The sequence below is a fragment of the Pirellulales bacterium genome (genome assembly GCA_036490175.1).
Taxonomy (GTDB): Bacteria; Planctomycetota; Planctomycetia; order Pirellulales; family JACPPG01; genus JACPPG01.
This window is the reverse complement of sequence record DASXEJ010000379.1, coordinates 51,210-58,429: the sequence shown is the minus strand read 5'-3', so window position 1 is coordinate 58,429 and position 7,220 is coordinate 51,210. Positions and strand designations below refer to the sequence as shown.

At 59.6% G+C, this 7,220-nt stretch carries 7 protein-coding genes; 5 read left to right on the top strand and 2 right to left on the bottom strand.

The window, feature by feature from the left end; genetic code table 11:
* The 5 genes from VGG64_28910 to VGG64_28890 all read left to right on the top strand — a co-directional run.
* Positions 1-296: hypothetical protein (locus VGG64_28910; protein HEY1603657.1), on the top strand; the 296-nt coding region annotated here is incomplete at its 5' end.
* Positions 297-713: 417 nt separating this feature from the next.
* On the top strand, positions 714-2,954 hold the full coding sequence (locus VGG64_28905) for a TOMM precursor leader peptide-binding protein (protein ID HEY1603656.1): 2,241 nt from the start codon (positions 714-716) through the stop codon (positions 2,952-2,954).
* A 71-nt stretch (positions 2,955-3,025) separates the two neighbouring features.
* Complete coding sequence (locus VGG64_28900; protein ID HEY1603655.1) at positions 3,026-4,480, top strand: SagB family peptide dehydrogenase; 1,455 nt, start codon at positions 3,026-3,028, stop codon at positions 4,478-4,480.
* 197 nt (positions 4,481-4,677) lie between these two features.
* A complete protein-coding gene (locus tag VGG64_28895) occupies positions 4,678-5,037 on the top strand; it encodes a hypothetical protein (protein ID HEY1603654.1) in 360 nt (119 codons plus the stop codon).
* A 76-nt stretch (positions 5,038-5,113) separates the two neighbouring features.
* Positions 5,114-5,566: a nuclear transport factor 2 family protein gene (locus VGG64_28890; GenBank protein HEY1603653.1), complete on the top strand. Its 453-nt coding sequence runs from the start codon at positions 5,114-5,116 to the stop codon at positions 5,564-5,566.
* Between the two features lie 252 nt (positions 5,567-5,818).
* Here VGG64_28890 and VGG64_28885 read toward each other — a convergent pair whose 3' ends face one another.
* Together VGG64_28885 and VGG64_28880 are read right to left on the bottom strand one after the other, a co-directional pair.
* Entirely contained in the window at positions 5,819-6,037 is a 219-nt protein-coding gene (locus VGG64_28885; protein HEY1603652.1) for a hypothetical protein, read from the bottom strand.
* Between the two features lie 578 nt (positions 6,038-6,615).
* The gene (locus tag VGG64_28880; GenBank protein ID HEY1603651.1) at positions 6,616-7,038 is read right to left on the bottom strand and encodes a hypothetical protein; all 423 of its coding nucleotides are present in this window, start codon (positions 7,036-7,038) and stop codon (positions 6,616-6,618) included.
* Between the last annotated feature and the right edge of the window lie 182 nt (positions 7,039-7,220).

Here is a 7,220-nt window from a genome sequence, read left to right as displayed (position 1 = left end):
CTAAATCAACAAGAAGAGGCCCGCCCCTACAGGGACAGGCCTCGCCTAATAAAAACGGCTGGATCAACTCCGATCAACCACCGCAACTGCAGGACATTGCGTCCGCTTTCCAGTTCTCTTCAGTTTCTTTCGAATTCATCGCCCGTATTCTTGGCGCGCACGTTTTGGGAGCGCATGCCGAAGAAGTGATAAACCTTTTCGCGCTCGCCATTCGGTTTAATCTGACAGCTGCCGACTTCAAGTCGACGCTATTTGCATACCCCACGATGACGGCGGAACTTGCCCAATTACTCTAATAAACTGCGCGGGAATTACCGAGCTCAATGGCGTTTCAGGGTTGCGGCGATGGATACTCCCCCCACTCGATACCGGAGCACAGATTCCGGAAATACTGTCAGTCACTTCGTTTTCTGCTCCGAATGTCGTTCAGACCCTCATTCTTCATCCCCGTCGCATTCCGGACAGGCTTCCAGAGAATCGCCGACGCCACGGTTAACGGACCCCACTATCAGAGCAAAAAGAGAAGTCCGGATTTCTTAATGGACCTTTATTATCTTTGCGTGCTAAAGGGGGGCCCTGTCTAATGGCACCTTGCGAGTGCATGACGTGCGATTTGCCGATCAATTGCTGCGCCCCACGCCCTATACGTTTATTCAATGTTCCCGTAGTGAAAATCGTTTTCTTCCAATTTTCCAAGTAAGGACGCGAGCCATATGTTGCGTCGGCCTCAGTTCAAACAGCAACTTCGGGTCGAGGTCGTGCCAGGCGAAGGTGTGTTCATAGTGTCCGAACTGCAACAAGATGTCCTGCAGGGGAGTCTCTACGAGCTCATAGCGCCTTGTCTCGACGGCCGTCCGATTGCAGATGTTTGTTCCGAGTTAACTGATCAGACCACTCCCGCACATATTTTCTACACGCTGGCGCAGCTTGAAAAACGCGGATACCTGGTCGAGGCAAGCGACGCCCGCCCCGTCGCGGAGTCGGCGCTGTGGGCCGAGCAACAGATCGATCCTGCCGCCGCCGCCCGCCGCCTGGCAGAGACGTCAGTCGCAATCCGCGCCGCCGGCGCCGTGGACGTTACTCCGCTAGAAACGCTCTTGCGTTCGATCGGGGTACGCACGGATGGCGAGTCGGCGCTGACCTTGGTAGCGACCGACAGCTATCTGCGCAGCGAATTGCGAGTCTGCAACGAAGAGGCTCTACGAAAAAAACAGCCCTGGCTGTTGGTCAAACCAGTGGGACGCCGCATCTGGTTAGGCCCACTGTTTGTGCCTGGCAAGACAGGCTGCTGGGCCTGCTTGGCTGAGCGTATCAAGGGGAATGCTCCGATCTTGGCGTACCTGGAGTCGAAACGCGACCATACTGGAGAGGCCGGCGCACACCATGCCGCGACGCCAGCCACGCTCCAAACCGCCTGGGCCCTGACCGCAACCGCCGTCGCTTCCTGGGTCGTCAGTGGCGAATTGCCTCACCTGGAAGGTAAGGTCCGTAGTCTGGACGCGCTGACCACCGAATCGCAAACGCATACCCTGACACGTATGCCGTCCTGTTCGGAATGCGGTGAGCCGATCGTGACCGATCTGCCCGTGCAGCCAGTGGTGATAGACAGCTGCAAAAAGGCGTATACGGAGGACGGCGGTCATCGCACCTGCTCGCCCGAGCAGACACTGGCGCGATTTAGCCATCATGTCAGCCCAATCACCGGCGCGGTCTCCGTGCTGGAACGTGACGGTAAAGGCGACGGTGTGATGCACGTTTACCTGTCAGGCGCCAACAGTGCTCGCGGTGTCCGCAGTTTGCGCGGTCTACGTGCCGACCTGCGCAGTTCCAACTGCGGCAAGGGGACCACGGACGCCCAGGCCAAGGCCAGTGCGCTGTGCGAAGGGTTGGAGCGATACTCGGGCTCCTTCCGCGGCGATGAGCCACGCCGCCGCGCCCGTCTGACAGATCTCGGCGATGCCGGCATCGCCCCAAACACTTGCTTGCTGTTCAGCGACAGGCAGTACCGCGAGCGCGATGTTCGTAATGCCGCTGGCCATCGGTTCGACGCAGTGCCGCTCCCGTTCGACCCCAAGGCTAACATCGATTGGACACCGGTCTGGTCGTTGAGCCAGCAGGCTGTGCGTTACCTGCCGTCGTCCTACTGCTGGTTCAACTATCCGCAGCCGCCTGACCAAGCCTTTTGCTACGCTTGCTCCAACGGCAATGCCGCCGGCAACACGGTCACGGAAGCCATCTTGCAGGGTTTCCTGGAACTGGTCGAGCGAGACAGCGTCGCTCTGTGGTGGTACAACCGCGTGCGTCGACCGGCGATCGATCTGAGCAGCTTTAATGAGCCATACCTTGGTGAACTCGAGGCCTGTTTGCGCGACCACCACCGCGACTTGGGGGCGCTCGATTTGACTTCCGATCTGGGCATACCGGCCGTCGTTGCCGTGTCGCGGCGCATAGACGGCCCCGTCGAGCAGATTTTGTTTGGCCTCGGCGCCCATTTTGATGCGCGCATCGCCCTGTTGCGCGCGGTGACTGAGTTGAATCAGATGCTCGGGCCGGTGTTAAATGTCCCCGCCGGCGACGTCGCCGCCGGGCACTTGACGGACAAACAGACGCTCCAGTGGCTGCGCACGGCGACTTTGGCGAATCAGCCATATCTGGTGCCGCTGGAGGGGCCAATGCGCCGCGCTGCCGACTTCGCGCCATGCTGCACTGACGACCTGAAAGACGACGTCATGTTCTGCCAGGCCCTGGCAGAGCGGCTGGGTTCAGAATTGTTGGTGCTGGACCAGACGCGATCCGAGATTGCTTTGCCAGTGGTAAAGGTAATCGTGCCGGGTCTACGACACTTCTGGCCCCGCTTTGCGCCGGGCCGCCTTTACGACGTGCCAGTCAAACTTGGGTGGCTGCCAAAGGCGTGCACTGAAGATGAGTTGAACCCAATCGCAATGTTCCTGTGACGTGACTACTCCGTCGAAAAGGTTTCGAGTCGGCGTGAAGGGTTTGACAGCCAAGACACCTGGAGAAACCCATGGACCCAACTTGGGTTCTTTCATTGCCGGAGTACGTGAGCATCTCGGCGCATACCGATGGCGAACTGACGCTGCTTGGCATTCGCATACCGTTCACGTTCCGGCAGATGTCTCCGGGCCTCCGCGATGCCCTTGGCCGCTTGGCGGCGCCTGGGGAAAGTGCGCAGCGGCTGGCAGAGCACGTCTGCGCAGTTGACGGGGCGACGGCTCTTGCTCGCTGGTACTATCATCTTCAAGATCTGGCACGGCGGAGTCTGTTGCGTCTGTCGGTCCATGCCGGCGGCGACCGGCTGGCCACCATGGAGCCCACCGCGCCGTCGTTTATTCTGCCACCGGCAGGCACCCTGCCGGACCTCTGCTATGTGCTTTCGCGCTTCGCCTGGGTGCAGCGACACGGCGAAGTGTTGGTCCTGGAATCTCCGCTGTCGCCCGCCAGAATCGTGCTCGACGACCCGCGGGCCGCAGCTCTGGTCCACTCCCTGACCCACCCCGGTACGGTAGCTGAGGTCGGAGGTCGCGTTACCGATCTGCCGACCGATGCCGTGGCGCCGTTACTCGGCCTGCTGGTCCACGCCGGCGCAGCCTGCGCGGTTGACGACCAAGGTGTCAGCGCCGAGGACGTCGACCCTGCCCTGCGCTTTTGGCAGTTCCACGATCTGCTCTTTCATGCCCGCAGCCGGCAGGGACGGCACGACGGCCCCGTCGGCGCAACCTACCCGCAGGCCGGACGCCTCGATCCGCCGCCTGCTTTCGAACCGGAAACTGGGGACGCTGGCATCGCGCTGCACCGCCCCGACCTCGAGCGCGCGCAGCGCGAAGATCCACCGTTCGCTCTCGTTCAGCAACAGCGCCGATCCATCCGCAATTATGCTTCCAAGCCGATCACGGATCGGCAGCTCGGTGAATTCCTGTATCGCGTCGCCCGGGTGACGGATCGTCAGCAAAGACAAATCGATACGCCCGCGGGGCCGGTGCAGATGGACTTTGCGTTGCGCCCGTACCCGGCCGGCGGCGCCCTATATGAGCTAGACGTGTACGCCGCCGTTGCAGCGTGTGGCGGTTTATTGCCCGGTCTGTACCGTTACGACGGTGTGGGTCACCGGCTGATGCGCCGCGCTGGGAGGACTGCTGAGGTCGATCGTTTGCTCGCCGATGCGGCTCAGGCCACCGGGCTTCCGGCGATGGAACCGCAAGTCTTGCTGGTGCTGGCAGCCCGAATGCCACGTGTTGCATGGAAATACACCGGTCTTGCTTACGCCTTGATCCTTAAGGATGTTGGAGTGATTTTTCAAACGATGTATCTCGCCGCCACGGCAATGGGCTTGGCCCCCTGTGCCATCGGACTCGGCGATTCCGACTTATTTGCTCAGGCCGCGGGGGTGGACTACTACGCAGAAACGTCGGTGGGCGAATTCCTTCTCGGGAGTGCCCCTTCTGGTAGCACAGCTAATTAGGCGAGGTTGGGCACTAGAATTGCAGGCATCCATGGACCAATCGTGAAGGAGAGGAGACACGGCGGACGGTCAAGGATTTCTCTACGTGCGCTATTAGCTTACCGCAACGGCGAGACTCTTGCGTTCCCTGGACGAAGATTAGACGCAGTTATTGAGGCGTGGCTAAAGGCCCTATGATCAAGCTGAAAGGAAGTCACATGTTAAAGCAATCGGTCAACTGGGAGTTCCAATGGGGTCAAATCGTCGGCCGCGCCTGGGCCGACGACGAGTTCAACCAGCGTTTGCTTGCCGATCCAATATCAGTGCTTAGCGAATACGACATGCCGCCACCGGCCGGCCTTGACGTTAAGGTGCTGGCAGAATCCGACCGGATCCCCGAAGACACTGCTGGAGTTATGCATTTGGTGTTGCCCGGCAAACCCTCGGCTGGGGAATTGTCCGAGGAAGATTTGTGCAGCAGAGAGGGTTCCGTAGGCGTCGATCGCTGTGGCTGCGGGGGATGTGGATGTGGGTGCGGCGGCTGTCGAGGTTGCGGTGGATGTGTCTGGTGCTATTAACGAATTACTTCGTTGTTGGCGGACCGAGGCGGCCCCTGGTGTCTCGCAACCATCTTTAAATCTTGGAGTAAAACCCGTGAAGACGTTTACACTCTCATTAGCGATTCTGGCGGTTGGCCTGTCGGCGGCGCGCGGTCAAGATACGGGATCCAATCTAAAGGCGCTAGATGCCAAGTTGACCGCTGCGTTCATCGCCCACGACTACAAGATGCTCGATAATCACACCGACGACGACTTCATGATGATCGACCCACGAGGCGGGACGCACAACAAAAAAGGTTACTTTAAGTATTTAAGCGCTGGCAAGTCCACGCTCAGCGACATGAAAGAGACGGACGTGACGGTGCGGGACTTCGGTGATACTGCCGTGGTTTCCGGACTTCTTCATGTCAAAGGGAAGGTGGAAGGCAAAGAGGTCAGCCCTGAGTACCGCTGGACCCGCGTCTACAATAAGAAGAAAAAGGGTGACGAGTGGCATTGCGTCCTCGAGCAGCACACCTATGTCGTCCCCAAGGATGATGGAAAATAAGGTGGGGAGCGAATGACCGACATCGTCCAATAGAAAAAGCATCTTCATTTTAAAGCGTCCAGCGCCCTGGACAAAAATTATCGTCGCATTAACGGATCGCACTTTTTCCGTCGACACCGGGCGAGCGGCACCTCACTCGTAGCGGGAAACGGCGAGCGATGTCGGTGCGGTTGCGCGATCACGGTTCGTTGACTCCTGTTTTCCAAGGTCTGCGCGCGAATGGGCTCTCGGTCACAGAGGCCTGTTGGCGCCTTACGCGGCGCGGCGCTCATAGTGTCTTAGCAGCCCGCCCAGCCGCTGACGACATACGATCTGTGCCAAGCCAGGAATCGTCTCGTCGGATGGCGGCGGCTTGCCGGGGACAACCAACTCATTGTCTCGCCCCTGGTGCGGGCGCTCTTCGTGGTAAAGCGTGACGAACTCTTCAACCAGGTGGTTCAGGTGTGCCGCCCCGCCCTGTACAAAAAACATCAATCACTACCAAGGGTCGCGTGTTCTCGGTCGGATCGGATCGCGGAGATGATAATCGTGGCCCAGCGCATTACGTCATGGCGACTGACCGCCGCGCAATGACGGGTCTAGGAAAGCATGAACTCGGCGGTTTTCAATGTAAGCGCGTAGACCGTCCCAGATCCGCAAAACGCTGCCAGTCGGCTATGCGGCGCGCCGTTCGTAATGTCGTAACAACTCCCTTAGCCGTTCGCAGCAGACAACTTGACGCAAGCTAGGAATGGCCTCGTCCGCAAGAGGTAGCTTGCCTGGGTTGATTAACCTGTTATCAAGACTGTGGTGCGGCCTCTCTTCGAGATAGTGCGCATCGAACCTCTGCAACCAGATCGTTCAATTGGATCGCGCAGTGCACCAGTGATGCGCTTGTTGCGCGGCGCATTTTTTCAGGGCGGCCGGATTTGCAGTTGACGGCGGGCCGCGCCGATTTATTCAATTTATGGAATTATTCACCGCTGCAAAAAACGACGACCACGACCTGGCCAGTCGGACAGAAACCCTGGGTTTGTAGGGAAATTCTTGCGAACCTCGACCTGGCAACGTCACGTGGGCATCGCCGCCGCATGAAAAAACTGCGGCGCGTCGCTGCTCGTCGATTCAACTCTGCGACTGTGCGGCGGCCGCGGGGCAAGAGGAACGCTTCCGGGCGATGCTCCAGGGCGCGGCTCGCGGCGCCGGCTTTTGTACTGTCGCTGCGGATGCTCAGCTGACGACGCAATGCCTGGCACAGCATGTGGCGGCGTTGGAAGTTGCAGCCTCTCTGAATGGTGCAGTGCGACGGCTCGTCCGGTCTGCCGCACGCGTTTGCGAAACGCAGCGTCGCGCTCGAGCGCGTTGCTGATCGTGGGGGGCGCACACCCGAGCAACTGGGCCGCGGCGCTGCGCGTGATGCCCGCATCCGGCAACACGCAGAATTCTTCCTGCACGAACACCGTCAACTTCGCCGGCCGACGACGTTTTATCATGCCAGAATGCCCGCGAGAAACATGCGATGGGGCATCCGGCGCCCAGGGTGGACGCAAGTTCCTGTTTGCCCCCTGCCATGGGCAGGACGTGCGTCCATTGTACCGGCCCACCTGGACTGATTTCGAGACAAGGCAGCCACGATTCTGTCGGTTTACGAATGACACCCAAGTGCTTTATCAAC